Here is an 18,522-nt window from a genome sequence, read left to right as displayed (position 1 = left end):
CATACTACTTTTACTTAAGCCCTACGGCTAATTTAGTCATAAAAAATAATCACTAAGGATCAATTTTCCATTTACGTTTTAAAGCATTAACATCGACAGCTGATAACCAATCATTTACTTTTGTTAACAGCATTTTGCTATCTTTTTGCACCATGTAAACCTTGTAACTCTCTGTACCTGAGAATGGCTGATTATTGGCAACACAAAGTTTGTTTTTATGTAAACGACTTTGATATCGACCTTCAATTAAATCTGTTACCATTACATCCGCTTGTTTGTTCAGTAACATACCAAAGGGCACAAAATTATCTTTTGCATTAATAACGGTTGAATTTACCAATCGGGATTTTACAAATCGTTCGTTTGTGCCACCAGGATTAACAACCACTTTCACAGCAGCACTGTTAATCACTTTTTCTGATGTATAATGCATAGAATCTTCACACCGAACCAAAGCAATTTTACCATTTTCAATCACTTTTGATGTAAGTAAAAATGCATTAGCACGTTCTTTAGTATAGGTGATTCCACCCATAGCAATATCAAACTTATTACTTTCGAGGTCTTGAGATAGTGTTGGCCATGAAGTTTTTATAAATACTACCTTCAAACTTAATGCTTTACCCAGTGACTCAGCCATATCAATAGCAAACCCTTGAAGCTTACCCTCATTATTGGTAAAGCTTATGGGTGCATAATCTCCTGTTGTTCCAACACGAAGTATTCCTCTTTCCTTCACCATTGACCAGTCATCACCATAACCATTAACTACACATAACAAAGACATAAAAAAAATAATTTTTTTCACAGCACTAAATACCTATAAAAATGAACAGCGATTAAACTTACTTTTCATCATTCAATCTAATCTGTTTCAGACTTTCAAAAAGATAACGCTTCTCAGCACTAGATAAACAGTCGTTTGAAGTCATCTGCATAAATTGGTCCCACTCATTTTCTGTAAATGGTCCATTAATTTCAATTTTTTGCTTTATTAAGGAAATAAGCTGTTGTCCAAGTTTATTTAATGCGGGACGTACGTTTCCATTTAAATCTTTCACTAACTGAGAATCCACCTCATGCTGATAAATCAGTGTTTTGGCGAAAAATCTATATTGAACTAACTTAGCGGCAACCATTAACATACTAAAAAAATTAGCTAATGATTCTTCATTTAAACCGTGCTTATAAGCAACATACTTACTGTGCACGAGTATTCGCTTTTCTTGTAGAATATCTTCAATAGGCTGATTATTGTGTATTTTGTATAATGCAACGTCTAACACAAGCAATAATCGTTGGTTGATAATACTACAAATCTCTTTCATTTCACTCATCAGACCACAAACCCTAAAAACACTTTGTTATGGGTAACGCTTACAAACTAAATCGAGACAGGAATAACACTACAATTTAATAGTGAAGTAAAATTTATATCTTCAATTATCCTCAAAGGATAAAACTATAATAAATGTCACATTCAAAACCTCGTGCCTTCTGATACTCAACCATCGGTTAGGCTATAAATACTGAAAGTCCAGCACGATGGACAATGTCACCTAACAGTGAAGATTCCCTCCGAAGCCCAAAATAGTGAACACCATCACAAGGTTAGATCGAATCATAACCAATCATGATTCCATTACTTATAAGTAATTTCCGCAAGCACGTTACAAACCACGTGATAATTAATAATTGTTAATCTCCCTACTCACCCGATAAACACCTGTTTATGGGCTTATTGAGTCATTTTGGTCAGTTGTGTTTGCAGGCTTGTCGCTTTATTAAAAATAGTTAATATTTCATCTCATCCGTAATTTGTTATTTTGGGTACTGTTGAGTAAAGTAGATCAGCAAAATACAAACACCAATAGATTGATTATGTAGTTTTAAACAGATGTTTAACCTTTGATTACAGCTAATAAAGGTAAAATAATGAAAAATATTATTGTCATAGCAAAAGTTGAGTCTTTACCAGAGCATCTAGAGTATATTCAAAGTGAGCTATTGAAGCTGGTTACAGCATCAAGACAAGATACTGGTGTTATTAAATATGATTTACACCAAAATATTAATAACCCATGTCAATTTGTTTTTTATGAAATTTGGGAGAGTGAAGCATTGTTGGAAGAGCATGAAAAACAGGAGCACTTAAAAGCGTTTATTAAAAATACTGAACAAAAACTCAAATCAATCGAAATTGAAAAACTACATAAGGTCGAAGCATAAACTGAAGTGACTTCTAAAAACACACCATGAACTCTTCCCAAGCAGCTTGTTTGCCGCATCTTTGCGGCAAACCATTCAACGTATGTTATCCATTGCCATAGCCCCCCATCGAAAGACAGCAATCAACAACAGGCACATCTAAACAGCAATAATACAGTATGTTTATATTGGTTTTATTCTGTAACAGTGGAATAGTGTCATGTTAATCGATATACAGATAGGGAGGGCAAAACTGTCAGGCTAGTCATACTCAGAGTGATTCGCGAAGGGTATGAGGGAAAACACGACGAATAAGGCTATTTACTCCGCCCGTATCAGAAGGCCATCCATAGCCTCTGCCACTCACACTGCTCCCAGCAGTTGCTCCGTAAACAACCTCATCCGTCGTTTTGCCAACACTCTGCTTTGGATGATGTTTTTTAAGGAAGGGTGATGCCCAAATGAACACTTGTTGTTTTTCGATGTAGGCCGGAGAGACAAAGGTTGGATAATGCTCGTCGAACTGTTTGCCGCAAGGATGCGGCGACCAAGCCTCCAGGGAAGGATTCACGGCGTGTTCGATGAGCGTTATGCAGACTTTGAGCAATGGTGCTTTAGTAAAGCATTTCAAGTATTGAGCTAAGAGGTTTGCACAACAATTGCTGTTTTTAATTTATTTTTTGCTTTATTTTCTGATTACTTTACTATGGGCATCAACAGGCAAAGAATAAGCAATCTCAACAGAGCTTTCTATTCTTTGCATTGAATCTTTTGCGACAATCTCTAAGTATTGGCATGGACTAGCCTGGATTAAAACATGCATATTTCCACTATAATTTTACTCGTTATAGCCAACACCGCTTCCGCCAAAATACAGTTTAAATGCAACGATACTAAAAACATTGATGCAGGAAAAATAGCAGAATACATCGAGATCATTGATACTCAAGAAATGATGTCATCACCCTCCACAGTATCAATACACTACCAGCGTTTATTTGAACGTTGCGTTCAGAACCGCCAACCGATTAAATCATTAAATAATAAAGCGTTGGATAGCCTTTTTCGTAGTATGATATCCATTGTTTTTTATACTGAAAATAAAAATCACGTGGACTACATGCGATCTGTTTTTGACGAGAAATTAAAGCGTGGTGATCGAAATAAGGATGCCATTGAAAGAATGCATAGCGCCTATATAAGTGTGCGTCAATTCGAGCAAGCAAGACAACTTGAATATACATTTTCTGATATAGGGCTACCCATCACGCCGAGTATTGAGTTACTCGAAACGCACGAGCGAACACTACTGAGACTGGCCGACAACGGCAAAAAACTGGTACAAGAGACTTTTAGTTTTCCTAAAGGTGGTTATGTAGTTGTCATAAGCTCCCCCATGTGTGGTTTTTCACGCCGCTTTATGGAATGGCTACGACAGCAACCCAGCCTGTTCAATATTTTTGCCAAACATTCAATCTGGATAACACCAGTGGACGGCTATTTTAATATAGAAGAGATGCTGAAAAGTAATAGACGAAATAAACCCATTCACATTAAATATACTTATTCCAGCACAGACTGGCCAGAAATTACATATTGGGGTACTCCCACCTTATATTTTTATAATAATGGCGAGTTAAAAAAACAAATTATTGGCTGGCCTAAAGAAGGTCGAGGTCAAGAGGTATTAACAGGGCTGAAAGAAATTTCTTTACTGAAGCAGTGACAAATTATCGATTTAACTTGATGACTGATTAGCCAGTTGCTGTTCGAGTTTTTCAAGCCTTTTTTCCAGTGGCGAGGAATCTTTATTTTCAAGGGTACCTGGGGCAAACGCGGGATTACCACGCCACCAGTCCAGCCCCATTTCAACCGCCTTATCCACAGAGCAAATCAGCAGCCGTATTTCAATAGTCAATAACTCAACATCCACTAACTTAATACGAATATCCCCACTGATTACCAAGCCCTTATCCAGTACTCGCTCTAATAAGTCGGCAACGGTTGTACTATCAGTGGCATGGGTCAGTGTCTGTTGACCACTCATTTTACCTACCTTTGAAAATTAGAAAAGCTTACCTAATGGTCCTAAATCTAAGTTGAGATCTTCATCGTTAAGATGAAATACCCGCTTTAATCGATCTATTTCCTCTTGCTGTTGCATTAATGTCATACCCAAGCGCTCAACTTCTTCTTCCGTTAATGATCCTGAATCCATGCGTCGTATGGCTTGTTGCTCCATCAGTTCATGCAACAGTTTAATTAACGTTAATGCCAACTGAGCTAAACCATTTTGTAAGGGTTCACCACCCAGCTTCACTTGGACATCAGAGGCAGACTCTTTATCTCGCTGTTCGAGTTTCAGGTTTTCAGGTAAAGTGCAATCATCAAATGGCCTGGTCATACTCTCTCTTAGGTTCCTCAGCATTTATTTGATAATCAGCTTTTGCCTGGTTTGCATAAATACGCCCCGTTTCAACTGATGTAATAAGAGCTTGTAAACTAATGTAGACTAAATCTATGTTAGCGACTGAAATACTAATATCAGCTACCACTACAGCACCTTTATTTAGAATTCTATCCAGCGCTTCACATAACGAAATATGCTGTTGTTCTGCTTCCGTCTGAAAGCGAGCCATTTCATACTCCACTTTTATCAACAAGCCTGATAAAAAACCTTAATCTACCAGCTCTTCTTCTTTTTCATCAGATAGTACGTGCTGAGTTTGATCAACCTGTTCACTTGTTTCTTGCTCTTCGACATTTTCTATTTGCATATTTTCTTCTTCTGCTTCCAGCTCATCCAAACGATTGAGCAAAAGCTCTTCCTGTTCCTCAAACTCGTCTTCAGTAATACGATGCGTTTCTAATTGACGATATAATTCAGCTAGTGCATCCCTAATGCGTTCACTCTCTTGCCCCTGTTCCTCTGCAGCTTGTTTATGAATTTCCCGAAATATCCACATAACCCCTTTCGCAGGGGATAATAAAATGTCATCCAGAAGTAACATAATACACCTCCTGTGTCCTACTTAGAGTACAGTCTGCTTCTGCGGTGTTTGCAACTCTAAATCGACAAAACTATGAGGCGCCCACGGGCCAGTGTAATTAAAGAGATAATCATTATTAAATAATTTTGATGCTTCAAAAATTCCTCTTTCAAAGGCATCTTGCTCATCTTTTTTAACAAGACATGAGAGGTTCATGACCTCATTATTTACTTTTGGTGTACCCACACTTATTTCAGTGCAATAATTTTGTAGTACATCTACCACAGTATCCGTGTACTGTTTTCGTTCTTCAGACAACATTTGGTCAAAAATACGTCCCAGCTCAATTTTTTCCGCCCGGGAAGCCTCCCTACCACCAACCATTATGCTATCTCTTGCTTCACGTAATAAAGGATGAGTTGCCACAAAATATTCATAGATATTATCGACATCCCAGGTCACACGCAGCCCCATTTCTACTTGCCCCCAAACGCGCTGCATTTGCTCCTTTATTAACACCACATTGGCAGACATTAACGCTTTAACCGCCATACTATTTTGCGCAACAATTCCAAAGCGCATAGGCAGTACACCATTACACTGCTCCATTAACTGCTCAAGGACTGCTCTGTGAGCCATAATGTTACGGCGATCCGGCCGCACTCGACTTTTGTCCAGATCACTGACAATGGCTGCAATACCATTACTGGCCACACTATAAACTGTACTTTTATTGACTCCTCGCACGTTAAATATACTCAAGTCTGCTGAGTCAACCAGTGCATAGATAAACTTACTTTTATGACTGGACTGTGTACTCATTTTACCCCCCTTCCCTGTCAGGGATTTTGTTATGCAAGCCTTGTTGCTTATTGCAAGATTTTATTTAAGCCATTTAATACTTAATATTAATTCCCTTTTTTTTAACTGCTCGAGCAGGTGCTGCTTTAGTAATCTTTGGCTGTGGCATAACATCTGCCGCTTGCAATAACTCATTAATTTCAATGTTGATTTTTGCTAAACGCTGGTCAATTTCGGCCACTTTTTTCAGGGCTGCTTCGCGCTCCATTTCTCGTCGCGACCGTTCCAGCTCTAACGCACCTATTTGAAAATAGTTGATATAATGACGACCATCCCCCCCTTTATGATGCGTTGCAGACTTTAACGTTGATAATGTCTTAGGTGGTCGGCTTGTTTTTATAGCCATCAGGTATCCCCTACCGCTTTTTTAGCTTGCGTTGTCGATGTTTTTCTTGGCGATGGACCTCCTCCTTGTTTTCCCCGGTTTGCTCTAGCAGGTAAAGGAGGGCATACCTGAGCAATAATTTGATCCACCATTTTATTAAAAACAGAACAGTTTTCATGCTGGATTTTCGCGGTTTCCATACTTAGTACGTCATAACACACATGATGGAAAAAATGATCACCACAACGAGGTTTATGTCCTGCTTGATAGAGAATACGAGCAATCGCAATACCTGCCCGCAGAGAGGGACGTAGCTGGTGATCATGATAACTACGTAATTCCCGGACAGTATCCACGACATAAGCCGCTTCTTTTTCTTCCAGTCCAGATTTAGCACAGATCACTTTCAGCTCTGTATTTCGGTCAGGATGATCCAACCGTAATGTGATCAACCGATCCATCAATGCATCTTGTGTCTTATGTGTTCCAGCATATTCTTCAGGGTTTGAGGTAAAAATCGCTCTAAAATTTGGACTAACCGTTAAATACCCTTCCCCAGAGGACCTTAGACCTGGCAGGTTGAGAATACCTTCCGATAGGACTGAGAGCAGCACATTATTTGTTTCCGGTCGTGAACGATTGAACTCGTCGTATAGTAACGTATCACCATCCCGACAGGCCGTCGTTAGCCGGTTATCAACCCAGACCTTACGCATTTCTTCCTGTGTTTTCACGACAGAATGAATGTAATTATCCACCAGTTTACTGCGATTAAAGCCATTATTATCTGAGCCAATTAAATCTGAAGTATCAAACTCAGCATTGCCGTGAATTAACGTGACAGGCTGCCCCCAAAGTGCTGCCAAATGAAAGGCCAGCGTTGTTTTACCCGTACCTGAAGGTCCAGCAATATGCACGGGGTAGCCACTGTGAAGATAGGTCAGTGCCCGCTCGACAATGGCATCAATATAAGGGGTGGAAACATAAGAATCACTGGCTTCGGGTATCACTTGGTCACTACTTTGTGACATTTCAGTGGATACACCGTTTATCAAGCTCATGTTAACCACTCCTTATTCAGTCTCAGGCTTATTAATTTTCTTATTTCGACTAGAGGTACTTTGAGGACGACGAGCACTAGCGACAGTTTCCGTACTTTTTTCAGCTTCCACATTTTCAACAGCTGTTTTCAGTGAACTTCTAACATTATCAGCAACATCCGTTAATATTGACTTAGCTGTTGCAAGCTCTTCCTGAAGCTGATCCCTGGCTTCACTGACTTCTTGCGTTAACTGCTCAGCAATATATTCCTTAGTGACATTTTCTTGAGGTGCGTTACGAGCTTTATACTGTTCATGCTTATTCTTGTATGAGCTTGATTGATGTCTTTTTTCTTCATCATGTAAACGACGCCGATGAAACTGACCGAGCTGCTGGTGAATTCCTTCCCGCATATTCGCAAGGTATTCAGCACGATCTGTGGCACGAGCCCGACCACCATCAACCCGCTGCTGTTGAAAATGCATCAACATTCTTGCAACATCTGAGGCCAGTGTAGTGACATATTTCAACCTTTCTCGCGCTTCACGACCACGTTTACTCAAACGCTGGTTCTTTATCTGCTGCATATTCTGGTTGACCTGAGCACTTAGCTCCAGACTTTGCTTTCGTATTTTTTTTAGTATTTCCTGACGTTGCTGACGCTGTACAGCAATATCATGCTTTAGCTTGTTCATGTCATTTGCGATGGCACCCATATCAGACCTCTCCTTCGTACCTGCGAAAATCCAAATTAAGCAACGAGCAAAGGCGAACTTCCCCCTCTGATTTTTTGTAACATCTTTTTACCAGAGGGGGAGGCTCGCACTTTCTATGATTTACTTTAAGCTGGTGCAGCAGCACTGGCAGTCAAACCAATCGCTTCAGCATATTTTAGATAGGTTTCCACAGAGGCAATCACTACCCGCGCCTCAACTGATAGCAACTCAATGCCTACCAATGACACTTTAACCCAAGCATCAACCACAATACCTTTATCAAGGATACGGTCTACCACTTCAGCCAAGCCTGAAGAATCAGTCGATTTTGCAACATTAGCCATCATGTATCTCCTTATATGAGTAGGTGAAAGGTTCATAAGAACCACCTTCTCCTGTGCAACAGTGGCGCCAATCGCAAAATCTATCAGTGGTGAAAGCTAACTCTTTAAAAATAAAGAAAAATAGTGATGTACTGTTATCAATTCTTATTATGACTTAATATCCGTACGCTTAAATGTATGGCGTTAACACCATACTATGGTATTTACACCATAGTTTTTTATTGCATTCACACCATAACCTTAAATTAGGGGATAAAACGTTTCTATTAGTGCCTGTGAACACTATTTGAATCAGCACTGCCGTAGACTATATTTTCGCCTAGCAAGGCACTTTTTTAGCCTAGCAAGGTACATTTTTAGACTAGCAAGGCACAACGAATGCCGTGTAGTCATTCTACATAAATGACTTGTAACACCGCTCAGTGGAAAAATAATTTCGGCCCGAAGGGTGATGACGGTAATATTCAAATAGTATTAACAGACCCTAGAAAGTAAGCGCGTTCAAAACATCTTCATTATTAAATGGCTTAGCAATAAAACCATCAATAATACCTTTTGCCAGGGCCGAAGTGACCACGGGATCATCGCGATAATAATATCCCGTTAAAAAAATAATATGGGTATTTGGAAACATGTGTTTTATCCGCTCTGCTAACTGCAAACCTTCAATATCAGGTAACTTGGCATCAAGAAAAATAAGCGGATAGCACACCTGTTGTACTTGAGCTATAGCCTGTTCACCAGTATCCACTGTTGTAACCTGGTAGCCTCTACCAACAAGAATGCGCTTAACTGCCCAACACATGTCAGCTTCATCATCAATCAATAAAATGGCAGTATGGTCTGGCAACATCACATCTTCCCTTTTGGTCTTTGTCTTGGCTTGTTACAGTTTAGGCAGCCGGATGGTAAAGCGACTTCCCCATTCGGGACTACTATCCACATCAATACCCCCTAAGTGCTGCCGGACAATAGAGTAACAAATCGACAAACCTAACCCCGTGCCCTCTCCCACTACAGATGTTGTATGAAAAGGGTCAAAAATTTGCTCTAACATATTACTAGGAATACCCACTCCGGTATCAATCACCTCAACAAACACTTCCATATCTAACTGGTAAACCCGGATTGTTAATTTGCCACCATTTGGCATCGCATTGATGGCATTTAAAAATAAATTCATAAATACCTGCTGTAACAACGTTGGCTCGCCTCTAACCATGACTTCTTTTCCATCAAACTGCACATCGATAGCAATTTTCTGCAGGCGAGTTTCATTTTCAATTAAGTTCAACGTCTGTTTAATAACATCTCCTAACTCAACCTCGGCCATTTCCGTTTTAGTGGAAGGGCGGGCAAAACGCAGTAGATTTTCAATAATGGTTGATGTGCGTTGAATTCCAATACATATTTTACGTGCACACTCTTTGCGAAATGGTTCTTCTAAATTGTCTTCTAATAAAAACTGCGCAGCAGAAGAACACACTGCTAATGGATTACGGATTTCATGGGCAATACCTCCCGCCATAACCCCTAGTGCAGCTAGTTTTTGCGACTGACGTAATTGTAATTCCATTTTTTTTTGTTCAGTTAAATCACGTCCCACCGCAACCACACCAATGGTTTTACCATGATCATCTTTCATAGGAGACAAGACCCAAGACACTAAAATACTACTACCATTTGTTTTAATTAGAGGCCATTCAGCGGTACGCGATAAATCTTCTGACAGCATTCCCGCTAACATTTTGCGTACTTCAGCCTGGTGAGATTCAGCACACCATTTCAAAAACTGCGTATTTTTTACAGAAAAAAAACTAAAGCCTGTTAATTGTTCCGCAGCCAGATTCCACGTCAAAATTCGTCCTTCAATGTCAATCGATAGCACCATATCACTGGCACTGTTGACCACAGACGCCAGGTGACGTTCTACTCGCCTCACCTCCTCTGACAACCGAACCTGCTCAGTAATATCTTCAAGCAAGATCATAATTTGTGGTCGATGACCTGCTACTTTGATGGGTTGCAAAGAGTAGTAATAAATCCGCATGGGTATACCAGGCGCACGATAAGTCATTCGTTGACCGTGCAAGGGAACGCCACTTTTGGCTACATCCTGAATACGACCTTCAATATCAGTATTTTCGAGAATTACCCGGGGAATAACTTCAGCCAAAGGACGCCCTAACGTATTACTGGCACTACGCCGTCCTTTTTCTAAAAAATTACGATTTGCCGACAGAATACGAAGCTTGTCATCTACAACCAGTACCGAAGCCTGAATAGCATCCAGTAGCGCATGATAAAACAGACTGTTGTAATCGTTATCCATAACATGCCTTTTTCAGTCCATGAAGTTTCAGCATCAGCCCCACAAGTGATGAATTAAATATTTCAGTGATTGGACAACAGTACTCGTATGTGATCGCTAATGACTTTAGGAAAAAATTTAACAGTTAACGTTGAACAAAATTATAAGGTGGCCAAGGTCCTGTTAATTGCCAATCAGGCTGATCCTCAAGGCATTTAGCTAATGCTGACTGAAAGTGGGGCAGTCGTTTCCTGGGAACAAGATAGACAATTGAAAGAATTTGCTTTGTACACAGTGATATAGTCTCACTAAGTCGATCTCGATAATAACCTGCGACAAAAAATTCTAAGACAGCCTCAGCCTCGACCAACTTTGTAGGTCGGTACTGCTGCTGGCGCCACTGTAAATAGGCAATACCTGTTGTAGGGCTATCATCAGTCAGCATCTTTTCATTCAGAATGCTTACCCCCATTTCGACGCAACCTTGTATTTGATGTAACCATGCCTGATACTGCACTGCCTGTTTTTTTAGCATTTCTCGCACTTGTTGCTCATCAGCTAGCAAGCAGCCATAGCGGATTGGCACGATATCTCTTTGTTGGTGAATCGCTTCAATAACCCGCCCAAATTCCAGAGCAGCATTCTGGTCTCTTGCTAACGTATTTACCTCTCTGACTAACACTGCCAATTCGCTCTGCATTAGCCACGTCAACTGCTGCTGATTGCCATTGCCATTGCCATTGCCATTTTTAACACCAATATTGGGTAAAGTTTGCGCTTTATCGCCTGGTGCAAGCTTTACAACCCCATAAAGCATTAATGGCACAATTTACTCCTCAGCAACACGACAAAAACTATAAGGTGGCCAAGGGCCTTTACAACAGAGTATTAGTCCATAAAGCTTGGCTGCTTTCTGCTGTGCTGCAAACCTGCTGAAAAAAGCCTGTTCATGCTGGTGCGGTACTAAAAATGCCCAGTTCAAGACTTGATGTTCCGCCGTCTGTCGTTGTCGATCAAAAAAACCTTGAGCAGCTTCAGTGAGTACTGAAAAAACACTTTCCTTCTGAGTCGCTAACCAACTATCCATACTACGTTCCAGCTCACGTCTTAAGCGTTGAACTTGTAAGTGACGACGACCAGGAGAACACGCAAGATTGGTTGGTTCCTGTTGCAAAGCCTCGTGCAAACGTACATCTAACGCAGCTGATTGCTCTAACGTCCCTTGCACCCCCCATTCACGACACCCCGCTACTCGCTTTAAGCCATGGGTAATGATTTGACGCTGAACCAACATGGTATCCCGCAGTATTTGAAGGGATGAAAACAACGAACCAAAGGTGACAGGAAAAATATCCCCCTGCTGGGCAAGGGCCTCCAGCACGGCATCATGACGCTGAGCATTATGTGTCAGCCACTGTACATCTTGCAGGTGTGCCTCCGCCAGAGGCCCTGTAAAGTCATGGGTATTTACTTTGCTGATATAAGCGGTTAAACCCACATGCGTAAAACACATAACTGGCTGATGCTGACTCAGTCCATATAAGTCAGTGGGCACAGACTGAACACCTGATTGGAAGCCATATAGGTATATGGCTTCATCAGGAGCTAACTGAATCGCCTGCATTAGGCACTCCTTTTCCTGGTGCAGGGTTTAGCGACTAAGGTAATGACTCTTCATTTTTGGTAGGAAACACCTCCGCCATCGCTGTCTCAAAATCTTCAACAGCAATGGTCACCTGCAAGTCATCCACTTTCCCTGTAGTTGACTGCTCTACCGTTCGTCGAATGGCAAACAATGCCGCTCGATTACACACTGCAGCTAATTCAGCACCACTCGCACCAGGAGTACGTGCTGCCAGAGCTTCGGGCTGAATACCATCCGCTAGTGGCTTATTGCGTAAGTGCACCGCTAGAATCGCCTCCCGATCCTTTTGATTAGGCAGCTGCAAAGATACAATTTCATCAAAGCGTCCTGGTCGTAGCATCGCAGCATCAATGAGATCTACCCGGTTCGTAGCCCCCATTACAAAGACACCCTTCAACTCTTCTAGGCCATCCATCTCCGCTAAAAACTGACTCAAAACCCGTGCTGAAACATTAGAATCAGCCCCACCAGCATGGCGAGCAGGAATCAGGGCATCCACCTCATCTAAAAAAATGATACAAGGTGCCGCCTGACGTGCAGTATGAAATACTTCCCGTACCCCTCGCTCTGACTCACCGACATAGCGTGACATAAGCGCAGGGCCTTTCACTGAAATTACATTAACACCACTCTCGTTGGCTACCGCTTTGGCTATCAGCGTTTTACCTACACCTGGAGGCCCACCCAGTAATAACCCTTTTGGCGGCTGTACGCCTGCCTTTTCAAACAATTCAGGGTACTTCAGTGGCCACTCAACCGCTTCTACCAATCGCTGTTTTACGTAGTGCAATCCACCTACATCATCCCAGGTGACATTGGGTACTTCGACAAAGACCTCTCGAATGGCAGAAGGCTCAACATCACGTAGAGCGCTAAGAAAATCATCCATTGAGACAAACATTTGTGACAGCTGCTGGTAGGGGAGTTCAGCTAGATTAAAGTCAATATCTGGTAGTAGCTCCCTTAATGCACTCATCGCCGCTTCACGACACAGTGCCTCCAAATCCGCCCCAACAAAGCCATGAGTCAGGTCCGCCAAGTGGTCTAAATCCACCTCATCGGCCAACGGCATACCACGACTGTGGATTTCTAATATTTCGCGCCGCCCATCCCGGTCAGGTATAGGAATACTAATCTCGCGGTCAAACCGGCCAGGTCGTCTTAAAGCAGAGTCAAGATTATTCGGTAGGTTTGTGGCCGCAATAACAATCACATTATTACGCCGGGTTAAGCCATCCATTAAAGCTAATAACTGTGCTACAACCCGTTTTTCCACATCACCCACTACTTTTTCTCGGTGTGGGGCAATTGCATCTATCTCATCCAGAAAAATGATACTGGGACCTTTACGACTCGCTTCTTCAAAAATTTTGCGAAGATGAGCTTCACTCTCGCCATAAAATTTATGGACAATTTCTGGTCCACTGACAGAAAAAAAACGCGCATCACTTTCCTGGGCAATAATACGGGCGATCAAAGTTTTTCCACAGCCAGGCGGCCCATGCATTAAAACGCCTTTTGGAGGCGCAATACCTAACCTGGCAAAAGCTTCGGGATAGCGCAGAGGTAGCTCAATCATTTCTCGGATGCGATTAACCTGACGGCGAAGCCCACCAACATCTTCATAAGACAAACGTTGTGTAGTATCAGAACTTTTATCAACCGCTTGCCCCACCATTAATGTCGTGGTTGGGTGAATAACCACTGTTTTTCCTGGTGATACCTTCTGCACACGAAAATCCGCAGAGCGGCTGGCAAACAGGGAAACTCGAATGAGATCTCCCTGCCGTACGGGCAATCCATCTAATAGATTACCAATGTAATCCATATCCTTGGGCTTAGGCGTTACTGTCGTAGGAGTAAGCGTAATCTTATCCGCCGTCACCCAGGCTACCGATTCCACCTGAATCTTTTCACCCAGCCCAATACTGGCGTTGCCACGGGTGATACCATCCAGCTGAATAACCCCCTGTCCTCGCATATCAGGGTAAGCAGGCATTACTCGAGCAACAGCACTCCCTCGATCACCTTTAACTTCAATAATATCGCCAATTTTTACTCCAAGCCGTTCAATATCCAAAGGATCTATTCGCGCATTGGCTCGTCCCACATCTTTAGAGAGTGCTTCAGCGACTTTTAAGCTAATTGCATCACTCATTGCTTTCCACCCGCTTTTTCAATAACACTTCTAAAATACCATTGTTACACTGAGTACTAATTCCTTCATTACTGCACTCGTGGGGTAATAACATTTCCTTATAAAACTTTTTGGCTCCCCTTTCTGCATGAATTGTTAATACATCACCATGAAGATTCAGTGTCACATCATTTGGGCCTATACCTGGCAGCTCAGCGATGATCTGAATAATGTCACCTTCATCAAACACGTCGACTGCCGGCTCAGCCGTCTCTTTCACAGCTGACTCACTCATGCTCGATGTGTCTTCTCCCTTTTCAAAAGGCGTCACCAGTTGTTCATCTTCTGTGAGTCCTACTTTGACTGAAACACCATAGGAGCCTTTAATATCTCTGCCATCATGGGTTTTACTTTCAAACTCACCGCCTTGTTTTAACTGTTCACCTTTTTCAGCCAAATCACCCAGTTTTTCAACTAAGTCACCTAACCCACGTAAAATGCCTTCAACGCCGCCAACCGACTTATGTTTTTTATCAGTCATCTCCTGTTCTCCGCTCAAATACCCAGTTTTTTAAGCTTGGTATGAATGGTTTTATAGTCGATATGAAGCAAACGAGCTGCCTCTGCTTTGTTACCTCCCGTTTGATTTAATGCTTGTCTGAGGATGGCTGCTTCAAGTCGTTGTTTATAGTCAGCGACCATTTGTCTGAGTGACCGCTGCCCTAGCTCTATAGGTAAATGTGGAGACACTTGAGTCTCATAAAGACAGTAATCATCCTTTCGAAGCCTAATATCACTCACATCCACTATTCGCACCACATTCAAAACGGCTCGTCTTATAACACCGCGCAACTCACGCACATTGCCTGGCCAGGAAAAGTCCAACAGTTTCTGTTCTGCTTCAGGAGTAAAACCTTTTACCGACTTATTCAATTCCTGATTACACTCTTTTAAAAAACGATGAGCTAAGAATAAAATATCATCACGACGTTGACGAAGACTCGGTAAACGTAGGCTAAAGTCGTTGATACGATACAGCAGGTCTTCACGAAAATGGCCTTCCCTTACGGCCTGTTCTAAGTCCACATTACTGGCAGCCAGCACACGAACATCAATAGGAATATCCTTAACACCACCAACCCGCCGAATGACTCGTTCTTGTAGTGCTCGCAATAACAATGCCTGGGCGTTAAAAGAAAGATTGGCAATTTCATCCAGAAATAATGTGCCACCATTAGCTGCTTCGAAACGTCCTATTTGCTGTCTATCTGCACCGGTATAAGCACCTTTTTCATGACCAAAAAACTCATTCTCCATTAAGCTTTCTGAAATAGCCCCACAATCTACTGCAACAAAAGGACCTTTAGCACGAAAACTATGATGATGAAGATAACGAGCAATAAGCTCCTTACCAGTACCTGTCTCACCCTGAATAATTACAGAGTAGTCGGTGGTCACAACCCGTTCCAGTTCTCTACTGAGTACACTCACTTCTGCACTCGGTCCCATCAGTTGAGTTAAGGATTCGCCAGGGCTAGTTTGGACCGACTGTTTTGTGCTTTTTCTTTCTACGGCAACTGATGCATTATAACTGGATAACGCTTGATTAACGGCCAGAATTAATCGCTGATTTTCAAAAGGTTTAGGTAAATAATCAAAAGCACCTGCTTTAAATGCACCCACCGCATCCAGCACCCCAGCATAAGCACTGATAACAATGACAGGTACTTCATAATGAAGACTTTTTATAGCTCTTATTACATCAAGACCACTCTTGTCGGGTAACCTGACATCCAGCAAAACAGCGGCTGCTTGCCGATTTGCCAGCCAATCCAAAGCTGCATCTCCATTATGAACAATACTGGTTCTCATGCCCTCCCGAGTTAAAACCATAGATAACATCTGGCATAAATCGCTGTCATCATCCACAATCAAAATTGGCTTTTGCATCATTTTGCTGTTCCCTGACTCGCTTCGGGCCGGCCAATAGGATAAATAATTTCAATATCACTGCTAAGCTCCGTTTCAATACAGTGCATCATGCCTAAAAAGACAATGCCGACCTCTCCTGCTGCCAGGGTGTTATTAATTCTTTCTGCAATAAATTGATCTCGTTTATGTAAAATTTCTATAGCTGCTTTTTCGTCTGTGATTGACTGACCACCTTGTTCCATCACCCGTTTAGCCAAATGGTACTCTTCTAGCAGTAAATCTGGAGACTCCGTTCCCATTACTTGAGCCCCCTTCTCCATCAAATGCAGTACAATAGCGTGATTACGACTGCCCTGTTTGACTAAATCATTAACAATCTGCTGTTCATGGTCACAAACGGGTAGCGCATCCTGATAAATACGCACCGTGCTTTTACAGGGCACAAGTGATAGCGCTTCGTCTTCAACCAAGTCCCAAAAACGAGCTATCGACTCCATATGATTACGATTGTCTTTTGCTTTATGTTTTTCCTTAACATGCGATGCAAGACTACCCATATCCTGAACACTATGAACAATAGGAAAATAAAAAAGATGACGTTTAATTTGAGACGTTTTCTCCAGAGATGGGCTACCATTTTCCTCTCTCATAGAAGACTCCTATTTATAGCAGTACTATTCATGCAAACCTTCTGCAGAAGAAATAAAAGAGTTATTGTTATAGTTTAATCATGGACACTTAGCCAAAAATCTCAAATACGATACTCGTCAGTTAAAGGTAGGTTGACCTTAAAAGTAATTACTCTCACAGTAAAAATAACGATACTGAGATATACCCTTCACGAATGGTTTCTAGGTTTTGTTATCTTCACTCCTCACCCCAATCACCTATTAATATAGGCTCATGGGGCTTCGTCACTCGATGGCCGCACCTAAAAACCATTCGTATTGGGTATAAGTTACAAAAAATTTTCATTTTTTATATACCCTCCCCTACCAAGTAAAACTAAACAAAATTCAATCTCATGAGTATGATGTTTAACAGTTCCACCGAAAACATCCGTATTAAAGTATTAAAAAATAGACTTAATCGCTTCGTTTTATATACTCCTAAAGAAGTAGTATGTTTTTCTCATCAAGAAAGGCTAAAAAAAAGGAGGATATATTTTTCGTTCTATTACAACTACTATAAATACTATCTATACCTAACCACTAGCCCATGAAGAAATACTTTAAAAGCATTTTTTTATTAAAATTAGTTCTTACTGGTTCAATTTCATGTGCTACTGAAGTGACCGTTGTAGGTAATGAGTCAATGCCCTTTAATGGACTGATATTCGACGAGACCAGCGAAACTACTCAATATAAAAATAGTGGAATGGCTTTTGAGATATTAGAAGAAGCTACCAAACACGGCGCACCTAAATTCAACTATAAACTAGGCTTACCCTGGAAAAGAGCACAACATCTCATTCATAAGGCAAACAATAAACCAATCGCAATAATTCCCTTTACTCGAACTAAAGAACGAGAGCAACATTATACCTGGATTGCTATGCTCTTTACTTACCAAACCAGAATCTCATTATATAAAGCGTCTAAAAAAGTCACATTAGATCAACTATTCGACAAACCGATCGGAATCATTGCTGCCTCAGCTCATATTCCACTTTTAAAACAGCTTGGCTTTAAGGATATCGTTTATGTTAAAAATGCATTTACTAATTCAAGATTATTAAGGTTTAATAGAATTGATGCCATAGCCGAATCTCAGTATGTAGATATTTATAATTGGAAAAAATCTGGCTATAATACAGGCGACCTCAGCTTTATCCCTATTGGAGAAACAAAGCAAATATATATTGCAGCCAATTTGAATTTCCCGACTGAACTCAGCTCAAAAATTTCCAGCGCAATAGATAAAATTCGATCGAATGGTAGCTTAAACAACATATTAAAAAAGTGGGAAAAATAACTGCATTACTGCTTCGTTGAATACACATACAATCACAG

22 protein-coding genes are annotated in these 18,522 nt (G+C 41.3%); 3 read left to right on the top strand and 19 right to left on the bottom strand.

Going from position 1 to position 18,522, the window contains the following annotated elements; translation table 11 throughout:
• Positions 1-52 precede the first annotated feature (52 nt).
• Entirely contained in the window at positions 53-808 is a 756-nt protein-coding gene (locus KHS79_RS01910; RefSeq protein ID WP_212716206.1) for a transporter substrate-binding domain-containing protein, read from the bottom strand.
• Positions 809-845: 37 nt separating this feature from the next.
• Entirely contained in the window at positions 846-1,337 is a 492-nt protein-coding gene (aroQ, locus tag KHS79_RS01905) for a gamma subclass chorismate mutase AroQ (RefSeq protein WP_212716204.1), read from the bottom strand.
• Between the two features lie 598 nt (positions 1,338-1,935).
• Between aroQ and KHS79_RS01900 the strand changes: the two genes are divergently transcribed.
• Both KHS79_RS01900 and KHS79_RS01895 read left to right on the top strand, forming a co-directional pair.
• Positions 1,936-2,229, top strand: a complete 294-nt coding sequence (locus KHS79_RS01900; protein WP_212716202.1) for a putative quinol monooxygenase — start codon at positions 1,936-1,938, stop codon at positions 2,227-2,229.
• Between the two features lie 796 nt (positions 2,230-3,025).
• Positions 3,026-3,934 carry a hypothetical protein gene (locus KHS79_RS01895; protein ID WP_212716200.1) on the top strand — a complete coding sequence of 303 codons (909 nt, stop codon included), beginning with the start codon at positions 3,026-3,028 and terminating at the stop codon, positions 3,932-3,934.
• A gap of 12 nt (positions 3,935-3,946) precedes the next feature.
• Here the strand turns inward: KHS79_RS01895 and KHS79_RS01890 are convergent, their stop codons facing one another.
• The 17 genes from KHS79_RS01890 to KHS79_RS01810 all read right to left on the bottom strand — a co-directional run bounded on the left by KHS79_RS01890 (position 3,947) and on the right by KHS79_RS01810 (position 17,160).
• The gene (locus KHS79_RS01890; RefSeq protein WP_212716198.1) at positions 3,947-4,255 is read right to left on the bottom strand and encodes a gas vesicle protein; all 309 of its coding nucleotides are present in this window, start codon (positions 4,253-4,255) and stop codon (positions 3,947-3,949) included.
• An 18-nt stretch (positions 4,256-4,273) separates the two neighbouring features.
• Positions 4,274-4,612: a gas vesicle protein K gene (locus KHS79_RS01885; protein WP_212716196.1), complete on the bottom strand. Its 339-nt coding sequence runs from the start codon at positions 4,610-4,612 to the stop codon at positions 4,274-4,276.
• Entirely contained in the window at positions 4,596-4,847 is a 252-nt protein-coding gene (locus tag KHS79_RS01880) for a gas vesicle protein (RefSeq protein ID WP_212716194.1), read from the bottom strand. The genes KHS79_RS01885 and KHS79_RS01880 overlap by 17 nt, the downstream gene beginning before the upstream one ends.
• A gap of 39 nt (positions 4,848-4,886) precedes the next feature.
• Complete coding sequence (locus KHS79_RS01875) at positions 4,887-5,219, bottom strand: gas vesicle protein GvpG (protein WP_212716192.1); 333 nt, start codon at positions 5,217-5,219, stop codon at positions 4,887-4,889.
• Between the two features lie 21 nt (positions 5,220-5,240).
• Positions 5,241-6,020, bottom strand: coding sequence for a GvpL/GvpF family gas vesicle protein (locus tag KHS79_RS01870; protein WP_212716191.1), 780 nt, complete (start codon positions 6,018-6,020; stop codon positions 5,241-5,243).
• Between the two features lie 73 nt (positions 6,021-6,093).
• Entirely contained in the window at positions 6,094-6,405 is a 312-nt protein-coding gene (locus KHS79_RS01865) for a hypothetical protein (RefSeq protein ID WP_212716189.1), read from the bottom strand.
• Complete coding sequence (gvpN, locus tag KHS79_RS01860; protein WP_212716187.1) at positions 6,405-7,445, bottom strand: gas vesicle protein GvpN; 1,041 nt, start codon at positions 7,443-7,445, stop codon at positions 6,405-6,407. Before gvpN ends, KHS79_RS01865 begins: the two co-directional genes overlap by 1 nt.
• A 12-nt stretch (positions 7,446-7,457) precedes the next feature.
• Positions 7,458-8,141: a hypothetical protein gene (locus KHS79_RS01855; RefSeq protein WP_212716184.1), complete on the bottom strand. Its 684-nt coding sequence runs from the start codon at positions 8,139-8,141 to the stop codon at positions 7,458-7,460.
• Positions 8,142-8,266: 125 nt separating this feature from the next.
• Positions 8,267-8,488 carry a gas vesicle structural protein GvpA gene (gene gvpA / locus KHS79_RS01850; RefSeq protein ID WP_212716182.1) on the bottom strand — a complete coding sequence of 74 codons (222 nt, stop codon included), beginning with the start codon at positions 8,486-8,488 and terminating at the stop codon, positions 8,267-8,269.
• A 481-nt stretch (positions 8,489-8,969) separates the two neighbouring features.
• On the bottom strand, positions 8,970-9,338 hold the full coding sequence (locus tag KHS79_RS01845; protein WP_212716180.1) for a response regulator: 369 nt from the start codon (positions 9,336-9,338) through the stop codon (positions 8,970-8,972).
• A 33-nt stretch (positions 9,339-9,371) separates the two neighbouring features.
• A complete protein-coding gene (locus KHS79_RS01840; RefSeq protein WP_212716178.1) occupies positions 9,372-10,817 on the bottom strand; it encodes an ATP-binding protein in 1,446 nt (481 codons plus the stop codon).
• A 124-nt stretch (positions 10,818-10,941) separates the two neighbouring features.
• Positions 10,942-11,613 (bottom strand): GvpL/GvpF family gas vesicle protein, encoded by a 672-nt coding sequence (locus tag KHS79_RS01835; protein WP_233468197.1) that lies wholly within the window; start codon positions 11,611-11,613, stop codon positions 10,942-10,944.
• A gap of 12 nt (positions 11,614-11,625) precedes the next feature.
• Positions 11,626-12,420, bottom strand: a complete 795-nt coding sequence (locus KHS79_RS01830) for a GvpL/GvpF family gas vesicle protein (protein WP_212716174.1) — start codon at positions 12,418-12,420, stop codon at positions 11,626-11,628.
• A gap of 34 nt (positions 12,421-12,454) precedes the next feature.
• Positions 12,455-14,599: a CDC48 family AAA ATPase gene (locus KHS79_RS01825; protein ID WP_212716173.1), complete on the bottom strand. Its 2,145-nt coding sequence runs from the start codon at positions 14,597-14,599 to the stop codon at positions 12,455-12,457.
• On the bottom strand, positions 14,592-15,119 hold the full coding sequence (locus tag KHS79_RS01820) for an Hsp20 family protein (protein WP_212716171.1): 528 nt from the start codon (positions 15,117-15,119) through the stop codon (positions 14,592-14,594). The genes KHS79_RS01825 and KHS79_RS01820 overlap by 8 nt, the downstream gene beginning before the upstream one ends.
• A gap of 14 nt (positions 15,120-15,133) precedes the next feature.
• Positions 15,134-16,531, bottom strand: coding sequence for a sigma-54-dependent transcriptional regulator (locus KHS79_RS01815; RefSeq protein ID WP_212716169.1), 1,398 nt, complete (start codon positions 16,529-16,531; stop codon positions 15,134-15,136).
• Positions 16,528-17,160: a hypothetical protein gene (locus tag KHS79_RS01810; protein ID WP_212716167.1), complete on the bottom strand. Its 633-nt coding sequence runs from the start codon at positions 17,158-17,160 to the stop codon at positions 16,528-16,530. Before KHS79_RS01810 ends, KHS79_RS01815 begins: the two co-directional genes overlap by 4 nt.
• A 568-nt stretch (positions 17,161-17,728) precedes the next feature.
• Between KHS79_RS01810 and KHS79_RS01805 the strand changes: the two genes are divergently transcribed.
• Positions 17,729-18,484, top strand: a complete 756-nt coding sequence (locus KHS79_RS01805) for a substrate-binding periplasmic protein (RefSeq protein WP_212716165.1) — start codon at positions 17,729-17,731, stop codon at positions 18,482-18,484.
• Positions 18,485-18,522 lie beyond the last annotated feature (38 nt).

Source organism: Zooshikella ganghwensis, from assembly GCF_018263875.1.
Lineage (GTDB): Bacteria > Pseudomonadota > Gammaproteobacteria > Pseudomonadales > Zooshikellaceae > Zooshikella > Zooshikella ganghwensis.
The sequence above is the reverse complement of the archived record's forward strand: the minus strand, read 5'-3'. Positions and strand labels throughout refer to the sequence as shown.

Bases quoted from the DNA above. Each gene is read 5' to 3' on its own strand.
- KHS79_RS01870 (WP_212716191.1), bottom strand. From the start codon at position 6,020: ATGAGTACACAGTCCAGTCATAAAAGTAAGTTTATCTATGCACTGGTT.
- KHS79_RS01885 (WP_212716196.1), bottom strand. From the start codon at position 4,612: ATGACCAGGCCATTTGATGATTGCACTTTACCTGAAAACCTGAAACTC.
- KHS79_RS01840 (WP_212716178.1), bottom strand. From the start codon at position 10,817: ATGGATAACGATTACAACAGTCTGTTTTATCATGCGCTACTGGATGCT.
- KHS79_RS01845 (WP_212716180.1), bottom strand. From the start codon at position 9,338: ATGTTGCCAGACCATACTGCCATTTTATTGATTGATGATGAAGCTGAC.
- KHS79_RS01900 (WP_212716202.1), top strand. From the start codon at position 1,936: ATGAAAAATATTATTGTCATAGCAAAAGTTGAGTCTTTACCAGAGCAT.
- KHS79_RS01895 (WP_212716200.1), top strand. From the start codon at position 3,026: ATGCATATTTCCACTATAATTTTACTCGTTATAGCCAACACCGCTTCC.
- aroQ (WP_212716204.1), bottom strand. From the start codon at position 1,337: ATGAGTGAAATGAAAGAGATTTGTAGTATTATCAACCAACGATTATTG.
- KHS79_RS01865 (WP_212716189.1), bottom strand. From the start codon at position 6,405: ATGGCTATAAAAACAAGCCGACCACCTAAGACATTATCAACGTTAAAG.
- KHS79_RS01875 (WP_212716192.1), bottom strand. From the start codon at position 5,219: ATGTTACTTCTGGATGACATTTTATTATCCCCTGCGAAAGGGGTTATG.
- KHS79_RS01825 (WP_212716173.1), bottom strand. From the start codon at position 14,599: ATGAGTGATGCAATTAGCTTAAAAGTCGCTGAAGCACTCTCTAAAGAT.
- gvpA (WP_212716182.1), bottom strand. From the start codon at position 8,488: ATGATGGCTAATGTTGCAAAATCGACTGATTCTTCAGGCTTGGCTGAA.
- KHS79_RS01815 (WP_212716169.1), bottom strand. From the start codon at position 16,531: ATGATGCAAAAGCCAATTTTGATTGTGGATGATGACAGCGATTTATGC.
- KHS79_RS01805 (WP_212716165.1), top strand. From the start codon at position 17,729: ATGAAGAAATACTTTAAAAGCATTTTTTTATTAAAATTAGTTCTTACT.
- KHS79_RS01820 (WP_212716171.1), bottom strand. From the start codon at position 15,119: ATGACTGATAAAAAACATAAGTCGGTTGGCGGCGTTGAAGGCATTTTA.
- KHS79_RS01835 (WP_233468197.1), bottom strand. From the start codon at position 11,613: ATGCTTTATGGGGTTGTAAAGCTTGCACCAGGCGATAAAGCGCAAACT.
- KHS79_RS01890 (WP_212716198.1), bottom strand. From the start codon at position 4,255: ATGAGTGGTCAACAGACACTGACCCATGCCACTGATAGTACAACCGTT.
- KHS79_RS01810 (WP_212716167.1), bottom strand. From the start codon at position 17,160: ATGAGAGAGGAAAATGGTAGCCCATCTCTGGAGAAAACGTCTCAAATT.
- KHS79_RS01830 (WP_212716174.1), bottom strand. From the start codon at position 12,420: ATGCAGGCGATTCAGTTAGCTCCTGATGAAGCCATATACCTATATGGC.
- KHS79_RS01880 (WP_212716194.1), bottom strand. From the start codon at position 4,847: ATGGCTCGCTTTCAGACGGAAGCAGAACAACAGCATATTTCGTTATGT.
- gvpN (WP_212716187.1), bottom strand. From the start codon at position 7,445: ATGAGCTTGATAAACGGTGTATCCACTGAAATGTCACAAAGTAGTGAC.
- KHS79_RS01855 (WP_212716184.1), bottom strand. From the start codon at position 8,141: ATGGGTGCCATCGCAAATGACATGAACAAGCTAAAGCATGATATTGCT.